At 49.9% G+C, this 20,926-nt stretch carries 16 protein-coding genes; 12 read left to right on the top strand and 4 right to left on the bottom strand.

Features of this window, described 5'->3' with window-relative positions; genetic code table 11:
* Positions 1-17: 17 nt before the first annotated feature.
* Entirely contained in the window at positions 18-722 is a 705-nt protein-coding gene (gene ddpX / locus KJS94_RS02350; protein ID WP_214447147.1) for a D-alanyl-D-alanine dipeptidase, read from the bottom strand.
* A gap of 69 nt (positions 723-791) precedes the next feature.
* Between ddpX and KJS94_RS02355 the strand changes: the two genes are divergently transcribed.
* The 3 genes from KJS94_RS02355 to KJS94_RS02365 are packed head-to-tail and all read left to right on the top strand — an operon-like array spanning position 792 to position 4,315.
* Positions 792-2,471 (top strand): L,D-transpeptidase family protein, encoded by a 1,680-nt coding sequence (locus tag KJS94_RS02355; RefSeq protein ID WP_214447148.1) that lies wholly within the window; start codon positions 792-794, stop codon positions 2,469-2,471.
* Between the two features lie 4 nt (positions 2,472-2,475).
* Positions 2,476-2,937, top strand: a complete 462-nt coding sequence (locus KJS94_RS02360; RefSeq protein ID WP_214447149.1) for a septal ring lytic transglycosylase RlpA family protein — start codon at positions 2,476-2,478, stop codon at positions 2,935-2,937.
* A gap of 58 nt (positions 2,938-2,995) precedes the next feature.
* Complete coding sequence (locus tag KJS94_RS02365; RefSeq protein ID WP_214447150.1) at positions 2,996-4,315, top strand: OmpA family protein; 1,320 nt, start codon at positions 2,996-2,998, stop codon at positions 4,313-4,315.
* A gap of 291 nt (positions 4,316-4,606) precedes the next feature.
* On the opposite strand, the gene KJS94_RS02370 is transcribed toward KJS94_RS02365, so the two are convergent.
* Positions 4,607-7,027: a penicillin-binding protein 1A gene (locus KJS94_RS02370; RefSeq protein ID WP_214447151.1), complete on the bottom strand. Its 2,421-nt coding sequence runs from the start codon at positions 7,025-7,027 to the stop codon at positions 4,607-4,609.
* 90 nt (positions 7,028-7,117) lie between these two features.
* Positions 7,118-10,183, bottom strand: coding sequence for a type IX secretion system periplasmic lipoprotein PorW/SprE (gene porW / locus KJS94_RS02375; RefSeq protein WP_214447152.1), 3,066 nt, complete (start codon positions 10,181-10,183; stop codon positions 7,118-7,120).
* 123 nt (positions 10,184-10,306) lie between these two features.
* On the opposite strand from porW, the gene KJS94_RS02380 reads away from it, so the two are divergent.
* The 6 genes from KJS94_RS02380 to KJS94_RS02405 are packed head-to-tail and all read left to right on the top strand — an operon-like array spanning position 10,307 to position 12,962.
* Positions 10,307-10,702, top strand: coding sequence for a hypothetical protein (locus tag KJS94_RS02380; RefSeq protein WP_214447153.1), 396 nt, complete (start codon positions 10,307-10,309; stop codon positions 10,700-10,702).
* A gap of 10 nt (positions 10,703-10,712) precedes the next feature.
* Positions 10,713-11,129 carry a bactofilin family protein gene (locus KJS94_RS02385; RefSeq protein ID WP_214447154.1) on the top strand — a complete coding sequence of 139 codons (417 nt, stop codon included), beginning with the start codon at positions 10,713-10,715 and terminating at the stop codon, positions 11,127-11,129.
* A complete protein-coding gene (locus KJS94_RS02390) occupies positions 11,098-11,331 on the top strand; it encodes an AtpZ/AtpI family protein (protein WP_214447155.1) in 234 nt (77 codons plus the stop codon). The genes KJS94_RS02385 and KJS94_RS02390 overlap by 32 nt, the downstream gene beginning before the upstream one ends.
* Positions 11,321-11,719 carry a hypothetical protein gene (locus tag KJS94_RS02395; protein ID WP_214447156.1) on the top strand — a complete coding sequence of 133 codons (399 nt, stop codon included), beginning with the start codon at positions 11,321-11,323 and terminating at the stop codon, positions 11,717-11,719. The genes KJS94_RS02390 and KJS94_RS02395 overlap by 11 nt, the downstream gene beginning before the upstream one ends.
* A gap of 7 nt (positions 11,720-11,726) precedes the next feature.
* The gene (locus KJS94_RS02400) at positions 11,727-12,359 is read left to right on the top strand and encodes a SprT-like domain-containing protein (protein WP_214447157.1); all 633 of its coding nucleotides are present in this window, start codon (positions 11,727-11,729) and stop codon (positions 12,357-12,359) included.
* Between the two features lie 45 nt (positions 12,360-12,404).
* Positions 12,405-12,962, top strand: a complete 558-nt coding sequence (locus KJS94_RS02405) for an outer membrane beta-barrel protein (RefSeq protein ID WP_214447158.1) — start codon at positions 12,405-12,407, stop codon at positions 12,960-12,962.
* Positions 12,963-13,029: 67 nt separating this feature from the next.
* Here KJS94_RS02405 and KJS94_RS02410 read toward each other — a convergent pair whose 3' ends face one another.
* Positions 13,030-13,521 (bottom strand): GNAT family N-acetyltransferase, encoded by a 492-nt coding sequence (locus KJS94_RS02410; RefSeq protein WP_214447159.1) that lies wholly within the window; start codon positions 13,519-13,521, stop codon positions 13,030-13,032.
* A gap of 305 nt (positions 13,522-13,826) precedes the next feature.
* Here KJS94_RS02410 and KJS94_RS02415 point away from each other — a divergent pair, with 305 nt between their 5' ends.
* Genes KJS94_RS02415 through KJS94_RS02425 form a run of 3 tightly spaced genes read left to right on the top strand, consistent with a single transcriptional unit; the run spans position 13,827 to position 20,922 of the window.
* Positions 13,827-16,094, top strand: coding sequence for a TonB-dependent receptor (locus KJS94_RS02415; RefSeq protein ID WP_239804259.1), 2,268 nt, complete (start codon positions 13,827-13,829; stop codon positions 16,092-16,094).
* A gap of 45 nt (positions 16,095-16,139) precedes the next feature.
* A complete protein-coding gene (locus KJS94_RS02420; protein ID WP_214447161.1) occupies positions 16,140-16,520 on the top strand; it encodes a hypothetical protein in 381 nt (126 codons plus the stop codon).
* 40 nt (positions 16,521-16,560) lie between these two features.
* The gene (locus KJS94_RS02425) at positions 16,561-20,922 is read left to right on the top strand and encodes a CusA/CzcA family heavy metal efflux RND transporter (RefSeq protein ID WP_214447162.1); all 4,362 of its coding nucleotides are present in this window, start codon (positions 16,561-16,563) and stop codon (positions 20,920-20,922) included.
* Positions 20,923-20,926: the final 4 nt, after the last annotated feature.

Here is a 20,926-nt window from a genome sequence, read left to right on the forward strand (position 1 = left end):
GTTGACTCATATTTGGTTCAATGCAGTTTGCCAAACCCGATATCCATAATGGGATAATTCCTGTCGTTTGGCCAATAGTAATGCCACCATTCCGTTTCAAGCGCCTTGAATCCATTCGTTTCCATCACCTCCCGCAGCAGTTTCCGGTTTTGGATGACCTCCTGCGGCAGGTTGGTGAAACTATGGTGGGCAGTATCGGTGAAATTGTCGAAGCCTGTCCCCATATCCAATTCCTTGCCGTTTCGGTTGTTGATAATAGTTAGGTCAATGGCCAGCCCACGGTTATGTCCGCTTCCCTTGGCCGGATTGGCGGCATATCGTTCATCCCGCACCAGTTCCCACATCACCACGGTAGCGGAATAGGGCCGGTAGGCATCAAACACCTTCAGGGAATAACCCTTTTCCATTAATGAGGACTGGATTTTTGCCAAAGCCCTTGCTGCTGGTAAACGGAGATAGCTGGTAGCAGGCTTGCCGGGGTATAATTTCTTCCCGGTAAAATTATTTTCAGTAGCATAGCGGAGGTCGAATGGCAAGCCGGGTATGGCTTTTGCAAGATTGACCATCAGGTGGTTACTGTCGGCCCTCGCAACTTCCCGGTATTTTTTTGCATCTTTCCATACCGGGACACCATAAGCAGAAACGGATTGGCCAATGACAGGGGTGGATAAAAAGAGTATGGCCAATAGGGACAATTGATAGCGAATAATTATATTGTACATGTGTGGTCGTTTCCGTCATGGAAAATAATGATTCTGTGTTGCCCATTGATGAAAATAAATTTTGACAGTTTGAAAAAATGCCTGCCTGCCTTGTTGATCGTTTCGGGACTTGCGTTCCTGTTTGCCTGTGGCAACCCCTCAGGTTCCCAGCCTCCTGAAGAAGTGGTGATCGTAAAGGAACCTGAGCAGGCAGAGGCCAAAGCGCATGAACAGATCAGGGACCTGGTCAGTTACCTCGATGAAGAAAAGGGTAAATTGAATGATTCTGTGCGGCTGCCCAATTATGCCTTGTTGTCGACCATTTATGAAGAGAATAATTACCAGCCTTTATGGAGTGAGGGGGACCGGTGGAAGCCATCAGGGGATTCCCTTTTTTTCATGATCAGCAAGGCGAAACTTTTCGGGTTATTCCCTTCTGATTACCATTTACCCGCCTTGCTTGCTATCCGGAACAAGATCGTTACGGATACCCTTGCCCGTAAGAATATCGCCCTTTGGTGCAGGGCCGACCTTCTGTTGAGTGATGGCTTTCTCCAGATGGCCCGCCACCTGAAACAGGGACATCTCCAACGCGATAGCGTGACCTTGCGCAATGATTCACTCATCAATGATGATTTCTACCTGCAGCAACTGCGATCTTCCCTGTCATCGGGTAATATCGTTGGTGTTTTGGAATCCCTTGAACCGGTACACCCGGATTACAAGGCCATAAGGGCCGCATTGCCGGCTTTCCTCGATTCGGTGAAATTCAGGGAGTATACCTATATACAGTACCCGAACAAGGACTCCATAGCACTTGTGCAACAGGTGGCCCAAAGATTACAGGAATCCGGTTTGTTGAATCCTTCATGGGAGATCAGCGACAGTACCACTTTCTTCAATGCAGTAAGGTCATACCAGAAATCCAAAGGCATCCGGACCACCGGTCGGGTAGGGGACCAGACCGTTAAGAGCCTCAATTCCACCGATTGGGACAAGTTCCGCAGAATCGCGGTTAACCTTGACCGTTACCGCCAATTGCCGGAACAAATGCCCCTGACCTACCTCTGGGTCAATATCCCGGCTTACCAACTGACCGTGATGGATGGGGATAGTATTGCTTTCCGCTCAAAGGTGATCGTGGGTACGCCGAAGAACAGGACACCCGTATTGAATAGTGAAGTGGTGAACTTTATTACCTACCCGCAATGGACGGTACCTTATAGTATCATCTTTAAGGAGATGTTGCCAAAGATCCAGAAGGATATCAGGTACCTGGCAAAGCAGAACCTGATGGTAGTGGATAAGTATGATAGTGTGATCAATCCTGCCAATATTGATTGGTCAAAATTGAGCAAGACCAATTTTCCCTACCTGTTAAGGCAGCGCCAGGGGGATGATAATTCGCTGGGGGTAATGAAGTTCAATTTCCGCAATAAATATGCGGTTTACCTGCATGATACTAATGCCCGGGGCCTGTTCTCCCGTTCCTCCAGGGCCCTGAGCCATGGCTGTGTAAGGGTACAGGACTGGGAAAAGCTCTCCCATTTCCTGGTGAGGGACGATACCATTACCTACCATACCGACACCCTAAGGGCCTGGATCCAGCGCCAGGAGAAGCATGTAGTCAGCAATTTCCCGAGGGTGCCCATATTTATCCGCTATTTTACCGTGGAGGCTGTTGATGGGAAGATCAGGTTTTTTGAGGATATCTATGGCGAGGACCGGCTATTGGTAGAGCGTCATTTCCTATCCAAACCTATAAACTGATACTATGAAAATCCTGTCAAGATTAACCCTGGCCATTGGGCTGATGGCCCCGGTTGCCGGTCGTTCCCAGGATGGGAAGCTGGTAGATACCGGTTTTGCCAGTCCCCCGGCGGCCAAAAGAAAGGCCAATACCGCCAAGGTACAATATGGAACCGCCAGTTATTATGCTGCCAAGTTCAATGGCAGGAAAACTTCCAGTGGTGAACTATATGATAGCAAGAAGTTCACAGCTGCGCATAATGGTCTTCCGTTAGGCACATGGATAAAAGTAACGAACCTTCGTAACGGGCGAACTGTTGTAGTCAAGGTAAATGACCGTCTCCACCACAGGAATACCCGCCTGGTGGACCTTTCCGGGGCTGCTGCCGCCAAACTTGGCTACCTTAGCAGGGGCCTGACCAAGGTAAAAGTGGAAGTCCTGGGGAAGAAAAAGCCGGAAGCGGATAGCGGTGAGATGACGAATTAATAATTTTTGTTCTTCGAATCCGCGCTCTATTTTTGCGCCAGCATATAAACATTGCATTATGAAGAAAATTTTTATGTCATTGTTCGCGCTGTGCAGCATTTCAATTGTTGCATTCAGCCAGGACTATGAGTACAAAAAGCGTCCTGCTATTGGAATCCATTTCTTTGGAAACGACTTTCAAACCCCGCAGCGTATCAAAGAATCCTCATTAAGTGATGTTCTGGAAAATGGGGAATGGGCTAAATTCAACGAGCACAAATTTGGTTTTGGCGTTAACTACATGAAAGGCCTGACCAATACCTTCGATTTCTCTACAACCCTTGGCGTTTCCTTTGTGGATTACCCTGTACCCAACAGGACTTCCACTGGCAATAGCGAAGCCCTTTTCGAATGGGATGCCATGGTTCATGCCAAGATGGTTCCGGATAAATATTGGGTGAGCCCCTATCTTTCCGCAGGTATTGCCGCCTCTAAGTGGAAAGGTTATTGGGGAGCTATCGTGCCTGTTGGTGTTGGTCTCCAGGTGAACTTTTATGATGAAGCTTTCCTGCTGATCAATTCACAGTACCGCATGAAGGTTACCAATACCACCGCTAACCATTTCTACCACAGCATAGGTATTGCCGGTAATATCGGTAAGCCCAAACAGCCTAAGGTACTGCCTCCGCCTCCTCCGCCAATTGTACTGGATACGGATAAGGATGGCATTGTGGATTCAGTCGACGCTTGTCCTACTGAACCCGGACTGGTAGCCCTGAACGGTTGCCCTGACAAGGATAACGACGGTATAGCTGATAAAGATGATAAGTGTCCTGATGTTCCCGGTATCGCCCGCTACCAGGGTTGTCCTATTCCTGATAGTGATAACGATGGCGTGAACGATGAGGAAGACAAGTGTCCCCAGGTTGCCGGTCTGGCCCGTTACCAGGGTTGTCCTATTCCTGACCGTGATAATGATGGTGTGAACGATGAAGAAGACCGTTGTCCTGATATCGCCGGCCCTGCTGATAATGGCGGATGTCCCAAGCTGGAAACTTCGAAGTTCAACGCATCCAATGTTCAGTTTGTAACCGGTAGCGCTGCCCTGACTGCTGCTGCCAAGAAGGAACTGGATAAGGCTGCAAGGATCCTGAATGAAGAATACCCCCAGTTGAAGGTGGAGATCGGTGGTCATACCGATAATACCGGTAAGGCAGAACTTAACCAGACACTTAGCCAGAAGCGTGCTGAAGCTGTTAAAGCTTACCTCGTGAAGAAGGGTGTAGTTGCAGATCGCCTGAATGCTGTTGGTTATGGCCAGGATCAGCCGGTTGCCGATAACGCAAATGCTGCCGGTCGCGCCCAGAACCGTAGGGTTGAATTCAAAGTAAGCCAGTAATCCAAACTGGTCATCAGATAACTTAATCGGCTGTCCCGTTCTCCGGGGCAGCCGATTTTATTTGTGATATAATGAGCTGGATTTCCCGTTCCCCTAAAGGGTAACCGAACCTTTTCGGGTGCATTGTTTCAATACAAAATCTGTTACAGGAAGGAGAAAGGAGTTATGGGAACTGCCTGGTTCTTGGATTAATAAATAAAGTGTCAACCCAAATAGCAATGCCCCCAACTGGGGGCATTTGCCATGATTTTCAAGTAAGCTTTTGAATTCATTTAATTGATCCGGCCTGGATCATTCGCCGTTCTTCTTATCCTTTCCACCGAAGATTTTTTTGAATAGTCCTTTCTTCTTTTCTTCCTTAGGCGGCTCCTGGACGGCAGGCTTGTTGGTGGCTTTCTTTTCTTCCTTATTGTTGCCCTTGGCCTCTTTCAAAATATTCTCTTCTTCCGGATTGAGTTGGGATTCTACTGGTACATTGCTGGTGTCGGGAACGGAGAGGTAGTCATCTGCCTGGCCATTACCCTGGTCAACTCCCTCGGCACCGGGCGGTGGAGCCTGGTCAATGATATTCATGTAGTCGAACATGGTCTCGTTCCGCATTTGCTCGGGTTGGACAAACCTGGCCTCCTTATCAATACCCAGGGTCTTATCGGCATAAACCTTCTGGAAAAAATATTCCCAGATCGGCCTGGCGGCCTGGCCACCATAACCAAGGCCGCTTTCCAGCCTGATGAAGCGGTCATCGCAACCGATCCAGGTGCCGCCCAGCAACTGGGGGGTGAAACCTATGAACCAGGCATCGGCATTGTCGTTGGTGGTACCTGTTTTACCGCCCATTTCAGCGGCACCCAACCTGGCCCTTAGGCCTTTTGCAGTACCCATTTCAACGGGACCACCCAGCATCTTCACCATGGTATAGGCTGCAGCTTCGCTGATCACCTGGTTCATCTTAGGCTGGAAGGATTCCAGAACGTTGCCATTACGGTCTTCTATCCGCGTGATGTAAACGGGTTCAGTGCTGAAGCCCCTGTTGGCGAACATGGTATAGCCATAAAGCATCTCGTACATGGACAGGTCAACGGCGCCAAGGCAGATGGAAGGATAGGCTTCCATTTCCGTCTTGATATTGATATTGTGGAGGAAATCCACAAAACGCTTTGGTGTCACCTGCTTCATCAGGTAGGCTGTGGCACAGTTCAGGGAATAGGTAAGGGCGCTGGCCATGGAAACCGTATTGCCTTTACATTCTCCCTTGGCCGGTACCATACCAAAACCCGGGAAGTTCTGGGCCACGTTGGGCACTGGTGTTTCAGGGGTAAAGCCTGCCTCTTCAATGGCCTGGCAATACAGGAAGGGCTTGATGGAAGAACCCACCTGGCGCTTGGTATTGATATTAACGTGGTCGTACTTGTAGTTCTTGAAATCAATTCCCCCTACCCAGGCCTTCACCTCGCCGGTTATGGGATCCATCACCATAAAGGAGGTCTGCAACATCTGGCGGTGGTACTTGATGGAGTCCAGCGGGGTCATGATGGTGTCGAGTTCACGCTTGGAGTTCCAGGCAAATACCTTCATCTGGACCTTCTGCTTAAAACTGGCCCTGATCTCTTCGTCACTGGCGCCATCCTCCTTCATGTTTTCCCAGCGGTCGCTGTTTTTCATGGCTGATTCCAGCACATTATTGCGACCATTCCAAACGGCTCCCTTCTTCACAGATGACTGGGCGTTCAGGGCTTTTTGCAGTACAGGCATATGCTTGGCCACGGCCTCTTCGGCATACAATTGCATCCTGGGGTTGATGGTAGTATAGATCCTCAGGCCATCTTTGTAAATATCGTAAGGGTCGCCGGTAGCGGGATTGGTGTGTTCCTTACACCATTTCTTGATATCATCCCTCAGGACCTCCCTGAAATAGGGGGCGAGGCCGGCATTCTCATCCTGCTTCTTGTAGTTGAGGGCGATCGGCTTTAGCTTCAGTTCCTTACCCTTGGTTTCGGTGAGGTAGTTGTTCTTTACCATCTGGTCCAGCACCACATTCCTTCGGTTCACTGCAGCCTTCGGGTTCTTACGGGGATTGTAAATGGTATTGCCTTTCAGCATGCCCACCAGGACAGCGGCCTCTTCAACGTTGAGGCGGTCGGGTTCCTTCTGGAAAAAGGTAAGGGCCGCATTGCGGATACCATATACGTTCTCACCGAAGGGTACCGTATTCAGGTAGAGTGTCAGGATCTCTTCCTTCGTAAAATTCCTTTCCAGTTTGATGGCAATGATCCATTCCTTCAGTTTCTGGATCACCCTTGTGATCGGGTTCCTGGCCCTTTCCGAAAACATGTTCAGGGCGAGCTGCTGGGTAATGGTAGAACCACCGCCTTCGCGGCCCAGGAAGATCACCGCCCTGGCCACAGAACGGCCATCGATACCGGAATGGTCATAAAAGCGTTCGTCTTCGGTGGCCACCAGGGCATTGACAACATGCTTGGAAATATCATTATAGTCAACATTGCTCCTGTTGCCCCTATCGCGGTAGAACTTGCCCATCAGTGTGCCATCTGAGGCATACACTTCTGTTGCCTGAAGGACAGAAGGGTTCTCCAATTCGCTAAGGGATGGAAGCTTGCCGAAAATGCCAAAGTTGATCAGCAGCAGCAATAGTACGAAGGCTGCAAAACCCCAAAGGACAATTTTCCAGAAAACTTGTACGGTATGTTTCATATATGTCTCTCTCGTATGTTTTAAAGGCAAAAACCAGGCCCGAAAATATTAAAACTGATTGTTCCGCAATGGGTTAAGTTGGAAGTTACATTATTTGAACCGGTTCGGGAATACCTGCTCCAGGAACTCCTTATAGGCTTTCAGGTCCTTGCTGTTCATCAGGAGGGTAAGGTTCACCTCTGCCACCGGTAACAGGACATACTTGTCCTTCTTCAGCCAGGGGATGATCTCCTTGGTGGTGAGCGGATTGGCCTTCTCTATATAATCTATTGCTGCCTGTTCATTAGCGAAGCCGGTAATGGTCACCAGTTTGATGGTGTCTGTCAGGCTTGCAACAGCAGCGGGAAGTTTTTGGTTATAATAATTCTCCCTGTTGTAGCGGTCGAAAGCGTTCCTGGCCTCATTCACATAAACCGGGTCTACCTTATCCAGTACCAGGATCACCTGGTGCGGCTGGTTGGCGAACCTCGTGTAGGGCGATTTGGGGGCCAGTACCGGTGCTTCCTTTTTCAGCTTGGAACTATCAATGCCCACAGGCTTGGCCCTGGCAACCTCTACTTTTTTGGCTGCCTTGATCTCTGCCTCGGGAATGTAAACCTGCGGCTCTTCTTTCTTATTGGCGAGCTTTTCAGGCCCCACCTTTACTGCCTCAGCCGGTTTCTGGCCTTCTGCCTTCTTGATATTGGCGGCTTTGGGATCTGCTTTGGCAACGGGTTCCTCATCAAGGATAACCGGTGTATCCTCGGCCGGGCGCTCGATCTGAAGGTTCCTCAGGTAATCTTCGATCTCCTTCCTCCTGCCAATGACATCGATAAGGGTTTCTGCCTTAAGTGCCAGTGGGTGGTCGGGGAACTTGTTCCTCAATTGGGTGAGGGTCTCTATGGCAATGGTATCCGCCCCTGTCTTTACCTGGTAGATGGCCTCGATGTAAAGCAGTTGCGGGGTCCAGTAATGATCGCCATAGAGGCTGTCGGCCTTTTGCTTATTGCCGATGGCATTGGTGAAATCCCCTTCAATGTATTGGTTATAGATCTCAGTATAGGTTTTCGTTGCCGCCTCAACCTGTGCACTGTCTGCCTTCTGGACGGCAACAGGGTCCTGTGCCATTTGCTGGAAACGGGTGCCGGGATAGGATTTGTTCATGAGTTCCATGACCCTGGCTGCGTCTGCGTTCCTTCCTAATTGTTTATAGCAAAAGTGGAGGTTGTACAATACTTCCGCTTCCCTGTTATTGGCGGGGAACCTTGCCAGCAGCCCTTCATAGGTCTGGATGGCCAGGTCATAGTCCTCCATCCCATCCTGTAAGGCTAGCCCCAACTGGAATTGGGCCATCAGGATGGAATCATTGGAAACCTGCATTTGCTCAGGGGTAAGGGGGATCTTGCTTTCCAGGCCTTCCATACTCAGTTCATCCACCGGTGTGGGTTCCTGCTGTAAGGCTTCTGTTGAAGGGGTCTCTTTTTGGAAAGTGGCATTGGAAATACTGGCTGCCCTTCTCCAGTTATCAACATTGGGACGGTTGCCCCATTTGGTCCTGAACTCGGTAAAGCCCCTTGCCTTCATAGAGGTATTATAGAAATACCATTCCCCCTTATCGTAGGTGCTGAACAGGTCCGAAGGGGTATTGGCAGTCAGCGAGGTGAACATGCCTGCTCCCTGCGGGGTGACGGTAGTTTCCTCTTCCTTCAGTCCCCTTTGGCGACGCAGGACCCGGAGTTGCTTTTTTATAATGGCCTTGCGTTCATCTTCGGGTAAAGCCGCCAGTCTTTGGAGACTGTCCTGCCTTTCAATGATCCGGTATTGTGCGGCAATGCGGGATAGCAATTCCCGCTTTTTCTCAAAGTCCATGGCCTCCGTCTCTGCCATCAGGGTTACATCGACACTATCGTAGTAAGTGCTGGCAGCTACATAATGATGGTTTTGCATGGCCACATCCCCGAGCAACTGGTAGGAGGTACTTTTCTGCTCAGGGTTGTTCATGGAATATTTCACACTCTTCTGCAGGCTTGCCTCTGCATCGGGGTATAATTTCTGGTTGATCTCGATGCGGGCAATGGTATAATAGATGAGGTCGCGGTAAGCCGTGTAGCGTTCCTTTTTGGCCATCTTTTTCAGTTCTTCAACAGCTTCTTTCCAGTTCACATCCTCTGGGCCCCTGATCTGCTGGCTGGCTTGCAGCCTGGCCGCCACTTCCATTACAGGGTTCATGGTATGTTTGATGCATTCCAGGAAGGCGTTGCGGGCGGCCTCTGGTTTACCGGCCCGGTCGTAGAGCTGGCCGAGCAGGTATTCCCACCTGGCCCTTTCTCCTTTTGTCTGGGCAACGGGCAGTGCTTTTTCCAGGTAAAAGGCTGCGCTGTCGTATTGCTCCTGGAGATAGAAATAATTGGCGGTCACTTCTGCCAGCTGGGGTTGCAGGCGTTCTGGGAATTCCGGGTCATTACGCAGGGTCTGTATCATGGTGGAGGCGGCACCAAGGTTATTGCCGGCCAGGAAGGTACGGATCAGCCAAACCAGTGCTTCGTTCCGGTTGGGCGGCATGGAGAAAGTGCGCTTGATGATATTCCGCTTTTCAACGGTGGATACCACCATATTACTGCCCCCTTCATTGGCATTGCTCGCAATCACTTTGTCGTAACCATCCTCCTCTTTGGGGGAGAAGGCATAGTTCATGTATTGGAAGGAGATATAGGCGGAATCCAGCTGGTTCTTGTAAAAGTAGGCCTGTCCCAGGAGCAGGTAAAGGTTATCCATCCAGTCGCTGCGCAGGTCGTGCAGTAACACCCCGGCCGTTACCTTATAAATCACAGAATCCAGTTCCACCCTGGCCTCGGCAGTTTGTTCCAGGGTATAATTATAGAAGGGGAGCAGGGAGGCATAGCGGTCGGTATGCTGGGCCTTTACCGCTTCCAGAACCTGGTCGATCTTGGTCTGGGCGTTGAAATAATAGTTGTAATGGGTAACGGTATTCTGGATGAAGCGCCTGGGCAGCTTGAATTTGGTGGTGGCGGTCTTTTCTGCCCCCAGTACCCTGTTTTCAAATTTTTTCGGTTTCTTCAGGTCGGGGTCAAGGGTGGGTTGCCCCTTGGCCATCAGTTGGAAGAACAGGCAGGAGAGAAGGATAAGGGTGAATTTATGGCTGTGGGGAAGATTCATCCGCGCAAACTAAATTGATATAAACTGATTGTCAAGAAAATTATTTTAAAGATACCCAAATATTTTGGCTCCGTTTTTTCTGTAAGTTGTGCCCTGTTTGGAGATTAAATTTTTAACAATTTCATGGCCGAAAGCAATACCAATACCACACTTAAGCGTTTACGTAACAGGTACCGACTGGTAGTGATGAATGATGATACGTACGAGGAGGTGGTGACGTTCAAACTGAGCCGTTTGAGCGTGTACATCATGCTGAGTTCGATCTTTGTGCTGTTGACCGGCCTGACGGTGGCCCTGATCGTTTTCACACCGCTGAAACTATATATCCCCGGCTATGGCAGTGCCAGTGCCACCAGGGAGTTGAGGCAGTTGAAGATCAGGACCGATTCGCTGGAACAGGCCATGCAGTACAAGGATCAGTACCTGCAGACCATCAAAGGGGTATTGCAGGGCGAAGCGACCATCAAACTGGATACGACATCTTTAAATATTCCACCTGCGGAAACGACCACAGATTAAATCCAAAACTATGTTCAACGGTAAATCCAAGACTGAATTCGCTAATGAGACCGGCGGAAACAGCACCAGCCTGATCGGCAATGGAACAACCCTGAAAGGGGACATCAACAGCAACGGCGACCTGCGCATTGACGGGCACCTGATCGGAAACATCAACACTACGGCCAAGGTAGTGATCGGCGCCAACGGCATCGTAGAAGGGGACATCATTGGCACTCAGGCCGATATCATGGGCAAGGTAACAGGCACCATCAAGGTGAAGGAATTGCTCCAATTGAAAGCCAGTGCAGTGGTAAACGGGAATATACATGCAGGAAAGCTGCAGGTAGAACCCGCTGCTACCTTTAACGGAGGTTGTCATATGGGCAATGCCGGGGAGAAATCCACCGCAATGAATGAAAAACAGAAAGCCTCCAACGCAGCCTGACCCTAAGAACTGGCTGCATTATATTGGATTGGGCACCCAGCTGATGGTTGCCCTTGGATTGGCTATCTGGGCCGGTATCTGGTTAGATGACCGGCTCAAATGGTCTATGCCTTTATTTGTCTGGACCTTACCTTTGCTGGTCATTGGGGTTACCATATTCAAACTAATCAAAGAAACAGGAAAAAGATCCGATGGAAAATAAGACCAGCAGCACCCGCCGCGCTTTCTTGCCAATAGCTTTGTTCTTCATCCTTATCAATACCATTACCATTGGGTTAAAAGCCAGGTTCCAGGAATGGGGAATGGATACCTCCGTTTTGCAAGGGGGGAATATCCTGCTCTTCCTGATCTCCATCATCACCTTTTACATGTATAAAAGGGGAATGGAGACCAGTTCCACCCAGATGTTCCTGCGGAATGTCTACGGCAGCATGATGCTGAAACTTTTCGGCTGTGTTATTGCAGCTTTTGTTTATATCTACATAGCCAGGGACCAGGTGAATAAACCGGCACTGTTTGCCTGTATGGGACTTTACCTGGTGTATACGGCACTGGAACTTCGTGTGGTACTAAAACAACCCAAGGCCTGATCCCTGCATGCCCCGGAACGAATATCCCCTTCACCAGTTGCAGCATTTTCTGCCGGAGGGTTCTTACCCAATGGTAGCCCATTACCTGCAGCGCTACCAGGTACATCTAACCGTAACCCGTGAGCGAAAATCTGTCCTGGGCGATTACCGGCATGCCTTCAGGGGCAGGAACCACCGGATCAGTGTGAATGGCAACCTGAATCCCTATGCTTTCCTCATTACCCTTGTGCACGAATTGGCCCACCTGGTGACCTTTGTGCAATTTGGTAATCGGGTGGCTGCCCATGGCCGAGAATGGAAGGATATCTATGGCATACTGCTAAAGGAGTTCCTTGGTAAACAATTCTTTCCTCCTGATGTTGAAGCAACATTGTACAAAAGCCTGCACAACCTGCCGGCCAGCAGCTGCTCTGATGAAAACCTGATGCGTATCCTGAGGAAGTATGACCATCCCGACCGTCGCACCATGACCGTTGAGGAGCTACCGGAGGGAACGGTTTTTGCCATCGATGGCGGCCGGATTTTCCAGAAGGGTAAGAAACTTCGTAAAAGATACCAATGCAAGGAACTGGGTACAGGCAAGACCTACCTGTTCAGTGGCTTATATGAGGTGGTGGCCACCAATCTCAATGGGGATTAAGGTTAACTGTGAAGTAGCGATCATTTGTAAAATAAAAAATCGCTTATGAAAAGACAGTTCATTTACGTTTGTACTTTACTGCTAGGATTACTGGGATCTGCCAATGCTTTCAGCCAGACCGAAAAAGGGGATTGGCTGGTTGGGGGAAATTTCACCCTGAATACCACCAGGAACACCACTATTTCCCTGACGCCTAATGCCGGATATTTTTTCGCCAGGAATTTTGCAATGGGTGGCAATGTCAGGCTTTCGTATGATAAGTCAGGGGACCTTGAATTGACTACACTGGGTATTGGTCCCTTTGTGCGGTATTATTTTGGCAAGAACAACCTACGTCCATTCGGATTGGTAGAGTATAATTTTACCAGTATTAAAGCTAAAAACGGGGAGAGCTCAACAACATCAAATGGCGGTGAGTTCTTTATCGGGCCTGGCCTGGCAGCCTTTGTCAATGAACATGTGGCCATAGAAACCATAGCCGGTTATATTAACTCCAAGTATAGTGGTGAATCTGCAAATGGCGGGTTTTCCCTGCGGATCGGATTCCAGATCTACTTGAGTCCCCGGAAGATCGTGGATACTTACCGGTCGAACGGGAAGTGATCATGATATAGGTAAAAAGCCTGTCCCTTCTACATGGACAGGCTTTTTACCTATTATTCATTTGCGGTCAGGTATCCTTTAGTGATTTTAGCATCCAGACATCACAACCAAAATGGCCTGAGTTGCCCATCGGACCGTTGAGGTACTGAAACCCGAATTTCTCATAAACACTCACTGCTTTCCTGAGTTCCGGCATGGTCTCCAGGTAAATATGGGTATAGCCCATGGCTTTTGCAGTTGACAGGCAATGGCTGATCATTTTACCCCCAAGTCCTTTACCCCTCGCCTTACTGTCGAGGTACATTTTCACCAATTCACAATGCCCTTCCGGAAGCCCCGGGGTGGGGAAGATGCCAGCCCCGCCCAATAGTTCCCCGTTCTCTTCAGCAATAAAATAGGCGCTACCCGGCTCCCGGAATAGCTCATAAAGATGGTCTGTTGATTCGTCAAAATAGACCGTGCCGGGCTTGTTCGCACCGAATTCTGCCAGTGCTGTCCTGATGATCTGCGCCATCCTTTGGTTATCGCCCGGATTGATTGGCCTGATGGTCGTTTCCATGCCCTAAAGATAGCAGACCGGGATGATATGTCCGGCCTCCGATCACCAGTCAGCTGATCAGGCCAGCCAAACGAAGATGGAGTACAACATCACGAGGGAGGTGCAAATAGCCGCCAGGAAGAATTTGTCCGCATGTTTCATAACAGCTCTTTTTCCAAAAACGTGCCAGCCTGCCAAATATTATAAAAAAATGCAAACAGGGGGGGGGCTTATTGTATTAGGTTGATATTATAATCTGCATTAAATTTGTCTAAAATATAATTTAGACGAGCCTAAAAATGTTTCGATATTGTTTCATACTGTTAATGCTTGTTGTGTGTTCCGGCCTATGTGCACAGGATAAGTGGGTGTCCGGCACTGTAGTGGACAATCTCTCCCGGCAGCCAATACCATCCGCCACCATCAGGGTTGCCAGCAATGGCAGGACTGTGGTGGGGGCATCGAATGGTGGTTTTCGTTTATTGGTTGCCGATAGGCAGGATAGCCTGGCTGTTACTGCAACAGGTTATCTGCCCATGATCCTCGCGGTTCCGGATACCGGTCTGGTAATGGTTGAACTAAGTCCCCGAAAGGATGCCATGGATGAAGTGGTGGTAACCGGTACCTTAAGGGCAGTGCAGCGTTCTGCCAGTCCGGTTCCCGTGGAAGTATACTCGCCCCAGTTCTTTAAGAAGAACCCTACGCCAACCTTGTTCGACGCGCTCCAATTGGTGAACGGGGTGAGGCCCCAGCTGAATTGTAATGTCTGCAATACTGGAGATATCCATATCAATGGGATGGAAGGCCCCTACACCATGGTATTGATCGATGGTATGCCCATTGTCAGCAGCCTGTCGACCGTATATGGACTGCAAGGTATACCGGCATCGTTGATTGAGAAGGTGGAAGTGGTGAAAGGCCCTGCCTCTTCCCTTTATGGTTCTGAAGCCATAGGTGGACTTATCAATGTCATTACGCGCAATCCCAGGAAGGCGCCGGTTTTCGCAGCGGATGTTTCAACCACCAGCTGGCTGGAACATAATATTGACCTTGGCCTCAGGTATTCATTGGGAAAAAAGGTGCATGCCCTCGCCGGGATGAATTACTTCAACTTTACCCATCGCTTCGATAAGAACGGGGATAATTTTACTGATATCACTTTGCAAAACAGGTTGTCTGTTTTCAACAAGCTGAGCTGGAACCGGCAGAAGGACCGCCAGGCTGCGCTGGCCTTCCGACTGGTTGGGGAAGACCGGTGGGGGGGTGAAATGCAATGGACGCGGGAGTTCAGGGGTGGTGACTCCATCTATGGGGAGCAGATCGGTACCAGGCGTTTTGAGCTGCTGGGAAACTACCAGTTACCAACAACAGAAAAATTGATCTTTTCCTATTCCTATAATTACCATCGCCAGCGTTCTGCCTATGGCAATACCCTGTACAACGCCGACCAGTCAGTAGGATTCGCACAAATTACCTGGGACAAGCCCTGGTCGGGGAAGCATAATTTGCTGGCTGGCGCAGCCATTCGTTATACCTATTATGACGATAATACGCCCGCCACACTTGATGGGAATGGAAAGGATAACCGACCCGACAAGGTAGCGATCCCCGGCATCTTCCTGCAGCAGGAAACGAGCATCCATGGCCGCCATAACCTGCTGCTGGGAGCCAGGCTGGACCATGACCCCCGTCATGGCTTCATATTCACGCCGCGTTTTGCCCTTAAACTGGCCGTTTCCGACAAAGACCAGCTGAGGGTGAATGCCGGATCAGGTTTCAGGGTGGTAAACCTCTTCACCGAAGACCATGCTGCGCTTACGGGTGCCCGTGAGGTAGTGCTGGTCGGGGCGCTGGAACCGGAAAGGAGCTATAACCTTAACCTGAACTATTCCCGGAAGTTCTCCTGGGCTGGTGGTTTCCTCCACCTCGATGCGGCAGCCTGGTATACGTATTTTACCAACAGGATCATTCCAGATTATACTACAGACCCCAATAAAATCATCTACCAGAACCTTGACGGTAGTTCCGTTTCGAGGGGAGTAAGCATCCAGGCAGATGCCAGCTTCGTTAACCGGCTGAAGGTAACCCTTGGGGGCAACCTCCAGGATGTGATGATCAATTCAAAAGATGACCAGGGGAACAGGGTTGCTGAAAGGCAGTTGCTGACGGAGTCATGGTCGGCCACCTGGACCGTCTCCTATAGTTTCGGGAAATCGGGCTGGGGCTTGGATTATACCGGGAATGTTTATGGACCCATGTTGTTGCCATTGCTATCCGACCTCGATCCCCGTGATGGCCGCTCACCGGTATGGTCATTGCAGAATATCCAGGTGAACCGCAAGTTCAGTAATGGTATGGAATGGTATGGTGGCATCAAGAACCTTTTTGATTTCACTCCAGATAGGGGTAACCCCTTCCTGATCGCCAGGGCCCATGATCCATTTGACAAGCAGGTACAGTATGATGCCAATGGCACTGTATTGGCTACGCCGGAGAATCCCTATGCCTTAACTTTTGACCCTAATTATGTATATGCACCCAACCAGGGAAGAAGGTTGTTTGTAGGGTTTCGTTATATCATAGGGCGTAACTGATAAAAATCATTGTCTTGTTGGGACTGTGCTTAGTATATTTACACAGTGAAGACAAGGGTCACCATATTTTTCCTGCTGCTTTTTACCCTGGCGCAAACCGAATTGCACCAGCTGGTCAAGTTGCCGGTTCTTGTCGAGCATTTCCGTGAGCACCGGAAGGCAGATCCCGGTATTTCCCTGGTGGATTTCCTGGTGTTGCATTACAAGGCACAACAAAACCCCGACAGTGATTACCAGAAAGACAGGCAACTGCCTTTTAAGACAGCAGATTGCCTTACCGCCATCAGTTTTGTTTTCGAAACACCTTTCTCCATAGAAGTGAAGCGTGAGGTGGCTGAGTTCAAGCAGGAGTTTTATATCCGCCACCAGAATTTCGCCGCTGACCAATGCCCGGGTTCTATTTTCCAGCCTCCCCGGCAGGCATGATCGATATGTTTTTCCTTTATTGATCATGTAATAAAAATTTATGCTGAACAAGATTATCCGCTTTTCTATACAGAATAAGCTGATCATAGGGCTGTTGGTATTTGCCCTGATCGGCTGGGGTGCTTATTCTGTTTCCAGGTTACCCATTGACGCATTACCGGATATTACAAGTAACCAGGTACAGGTGATCACTGTTTCGCCCACCCTTGCAGCCCCTGAGGTGGAGCGATTGATCACCTTCCCCATTGAGCAGGCCAGCGCCAATATTCCTGGCCTGACTGAAATGCGTTCCATTTCCCGCTTTGGTTTGTCGGTGGTAACCGTTGTATTCAATGACGAGACTGATATTTACTGGGCCCGCCAACAGATGGCAGAGCGAATGATACAGGTAAAGGACCAGATCCCTCCGGATGCGGGACTGCCTTCATTGGCACCACCCACAACAGGATTGGGTGAGATCTACCAATATGTAGTGAGGCCCAAGCCAGGGTATGAACAACAATATGACCTTACAGAACTCAGGTCCATACAGGACTGGATCATCCGCCGCCAGTTATTGGGCACACCGGGTGTTGCCGATGTGAGCAGTTTTGGTGGTAACCTCAAACAGTATGAGGTAGCCGTAAATCCCGACAGGCTCAAGAGCATGAACACCACGGTAGCGGAAGTGTTTGCCGCACTGGAACAGAACAACCAGAACTCAGGTGGCTCCTATATTGAAAAGAATGCCAATGCGCTTTTCATCAGGACGGAGGGCCTTGCCACCAACATCAGTGATATTGCCTCCATATTCATCAAGCATACCGCAGGGGGAATACCCGTTTACCTGAGGGATGTAGCCGAAGTACGGATAGGTAAGGCTGTTAGGTATGGTGCCATGGTGTACAAGGACCAGGGCGAAGTAGCCGGCGCGGTGGTGCTGATGCTAAAGGGGGCCAATGCTTCACAGGTGGTGAAGGCAGTGAAACAGAAAATGGAAGCCATCAAGAAAACCCTTCCCGAAGGCGTAACGGTTGAACCCTTTTATGATCGCACCAAGATGGTGACCAATGCCATTGAAACGGTAAAGAAGAACCTGCTGGAAGGGGCGCTGATCGTGGTATTTGTACTGGTGCTCTTCCTGGGCAACCTGAGGGCAGGCCTGATCGTGGCATCCGTGATCCCCCTGGCCATGCTGTTTGCGGTCAGCATGATGAGGGTCTTCGGCGTTTCCGGCAACCTCATGAGTCTGGGGGCATTGGATTTCGGGCTGATCGTGGATGGCGCCGTGATCATCGTGGAAGCGGTCATGCATAAACTGTATCACAGTAAGGGATATGCGAAGGTCACCCGGATCGACCAGGCAAAGATGAATGGTGAAGTGGAAGAAGCTTCCAGCAAGATGATGAATGCCGCAGTGTTTGGACAGATCATCATCCTGATCGTTTACCTTCCGATCCTTTCCCTGGTGGGTATAGAAGGCAAGATGTTCAAGCCAATGGCCCAGACCGTTTCATTTGCCCTGATAGGGGCTTTCCTGCTTTCTTTGACCTATGTGCCTATGATCACCTCCCTTGTCCTGAGTAAGAAGATCAGCCATAAGGAATCCTGGGCCGATAAAATGATGAATGCCATCCAGGCGGCCTACAGTCCGCTCCTGAAGAAGGTATTGGCATTTCCTAAAACAATCGTTGTTGTGGCGCTGGTGCTCTTCGCTGTGGCAGTCTGGCTGGCCAGCAGGTTGGGTGGGGAATTTATCCCTGAATTGGAAGAAGGTGATTTTGCCGTCGATACGAGGGTGCTTACGGGTAGTTCACTGACCACCTCCATCAAGGTTTCCCAGCAAGGCGCGGGCATATTGCTGAAGCGGTTCCCGGAGATCGAGAAGATCGTGACCAGGATCGGGGCAGGCGAGATCCCAACTGATCCGATGCCGATTGAAATGGGGGATATGATCATTCTTTTAAAAGATAAATCTGAATGGACATCAGCAAAGTCTTATGATGAACTGGCCAATAAAATGAGCGAGGCGCTTTCTGAAGTACCAGGGGTAACAGCGGGCTTCCAGTTCCCCGTGCAGATGCGTTTCAATGAACTGATCTCCGGTGCCAGGCAGGATGTGGTATGTAAGATCTTTGGCGAGGACCTGGATGCCCTGGCCTCCTATGCGCACCAATTGGGCGGATTGATCAGACAGGTAGAGGGTGCAAAGGATATCTATGTGGAACCCGTTACCGGGCTTCCGCAAGTGGTGATCCGTTACAACCGCGAAGCCATGGCCAGGTACCGCCTTTCCATCAGTGAAGTGAACCGCCTGGTGCGTGCCGCTTTTGCCGGTGAAAGTGCAGGCCTGATCTATGAGAATGAAAGACGCTATGACCTGGTGGTCCGCCTGAGTGACCTCAACCGCCAGAACATCAGTGATATCAGGCAATTACTGGTACCTACCGGAATCGGGACACAAGTGCCTTTGTACCAGGTGGCGGAAATCTCCCTGAAGGAAGGTCCTAACCAGATCCAGCGGGAAGATGCCAAACGCAGGATCGTAGTGGGCTTCAATGTGAGGGGCCGTGATGTGGAAACAGTAGTAGGTGAACTGCAAAAACTGGTGAACAAAAAACTCAGCCTGCCTGCCGGGTATTATATCCATTACGGTGGCCAGTTCCAGAACCTGCAGGAAGCCAAACAGCGTTTGTCCATTGCCGTTCCTGTTGCCTTATTGCTCATTTTCCTGATGCTTTATTTCTCCTTTGGTTCCATCAAGTATGGCATCCTGATCTTTTCTGCCATTCCACTTTCGGCCATTGGTGGCATAATGCTCCTGAATTTCAGGGAAATGCCTTTCAGTATCTCCGCCGGGGTGGGCTTCATTGCCTTATTCGGGGTGGCAGTATTGAATGGGATCGTATTGATCACAGAATTCAACCGTCTCAAAAAACAAGGTATGACAGATATCAAGCAGGTGGTGATGGAGGGCACTGCCCTAAGGCTGAGACCGGTCCTGATGACCGCAGCCGTTGCTTCCCTTGGTTTCCTGCCCATGGCCCTGAGCCATGGCCCAGGGGCAGAGGTTCAACGACCGCTCGCAACAGTGGTGATCGGGGGATTGGTGACCGCCACCTTCCTCACACTGGTGGTTCTCCCTGTATTGTATGTATGGGTAGAGCAATGGCAGGCCAGGACGTCAAAGAATGTCATTGCCGCCACTTTGATATTCCTTTTAGCGGGATATACCGCCAATGCACAAACGAAAACATCTGATCGTTTGCCTTTGGATAGCATGCTTTCCATAGCTGAAAGGCAAAACCTTGGATTGCAGGCCAGCAGGAAAGCTGCTGATTTTTACAAGCAGCTGGGTTCCGGTGTATTTGAGCTCAATAAAACCCAGGTAGGGGTTGAGTATGGCAATATCAATAGCTTCAATAACGACAACCGTTTTTTCATCAGCCAGGGATTCAGCCTGCCTGCGATCTATAACCGGCAGAAGGACCTTTATGCCGCACAACGTCAGTCACAGTTAGCGTTATCGGAGATCCAGGCCAACGATATCCGTCGCATGATCAAGCAGGCTTTCTACCAACTGGTGGAGCTGGATGAGCGGGAGAGGCTATTGTTACAACTTGATTCTGTATATGGAAGGTTTCGGGAGGCGGCTGCCTTACGGCTGCAAGCAGGGGAAACCAATCAATTGGAAAAAACCACGGCCGATGCACAGGTGGGGCAACTGCAATTACAGCTGGACCAATTGCGGGCTGACCGTATCATTGTCCAGCAACAATTGTCCCTGTTGCTGAATTCCGGGAATGCCTACCTGCCCTTATACCAGCAACCCATTAAGCCTTTTGAAGCGGTGCAGGGAGCTGGTGCAAGCAACCCGTTAATACGTTACCAGCAGCAACAGGCTGCTATTGCCAGGGCGGAAGGGGCAGTGGAGAAAGCCCGCCTGAACCCGGATTTTGGCCTGGGCTATAGCAACCAGTCCATTATTGGCTACCAATCGAAGGATGGGGTGACCCAGGATTACTTTAGTGGCAGCGACCGTTTCCATATCGTCAATTTTTCGGTGGCCCTTCCCTTGTTCATGAAGGCCACCCGGAACCGGGTGAAAGCGGCCGAGATCAGTGCATCTGTAGCCGAATTGAATGCCAATGCAGCCTTACAGCAATTGCAGTACAGGCAAAACCAATTGATGGAAGACCATGCCAAGTACAGCAAGCAGGTCAGTTATTTTACCAGTACGGGTAATGAACAGTCCGGGCAACTGATGCGGCAGGCAAGGGAAGCTTTCCAGAAAGGGGAGATCGACTACCTGCAATGGGTGCAACTGATGAACCAGTCGGTTCAGATCAGGTTGAATTACCTGGAAGCGGTTAGGATGCTGAACCAAACCACTATTGAAATTGAATACATCAACGGAAAATAATCAA

It is taken from the genome of Flavihumibacter rivuli (assembly GCF_018595685.2).
In the GTDB taxonomy this organism is placed as follows: Bacteria; Bacteroidota; Bacteroidia; order Chitinophagales; family Chitinophagaceae; genus Flavihumibacter; species Flavihumibacter rivuli.